Genomic DNA, 516 nt, shown 5'->3' on the forward strand with positions numbered 1-516 from the left:
AATTATTTAGCAAAGAGGGCTAAAGAAAGACAAGTGCTCTACCAAAAAGGAGCTACTGAAGAAGAGAAGCGACAAGCAGAACTAGATGCATATGGCGATAGACTAATGGGGTATTGCCTAGATGATGCATATTATGAAGACCTACCAAAAGATCATCTTCATAACTTAAGCTATGAGGAACGCTTAGCCAAGGCTGAAAAACTAAACGGCTGTAAGTTTAAAGACGCAAAACCTTGTAAAGACGCATTTGCGCCGAGAGACAATTTTGATGGCCCTAAACGTCTCTTTGGTGCTTGGAATTGTGATGGTGAAAAAGTTGCGGTAGTTCGTCACCCAAGCCTAATACTTTTTAGAATGGTAATCACCATATTGTCAGCAATTGCTGGATTTATGTTGATTGTACTGGCACTGGTTGGTGCATTTTCAGCTGGCTATTTATACTTGAGTTTGGCAGGTCTTTTCATCACGCCTTTCTTGTTGTTTAAATTTTCTGACGCTTTACGGTTTCTTGATAAC

At 39.9% G+C, this 516-nt stretch carries 1 pseudogene; it reads left to right on the forward strand.

Going from position 1 to position 516, the window contains the following annotated elements:
• Positions 1-33: 33 nt before the first annotated feature.
• Positions 34-516, forward strand: a pseudogene (locus CKO50_RS23230) (hypothetical protein); the annotation flags it as partial.

The sequence above is a fragment of the Pseudoalteromonas sp. HM-SA03 genome, from assembly GCF_002289345.1.
Classification (GTDB): domain Bacteria; phylum Pseudomonadota; class Gammaproteobacteria; order Enterobacterales; family Alteromonadaceae; genus Pseudoalteromonas.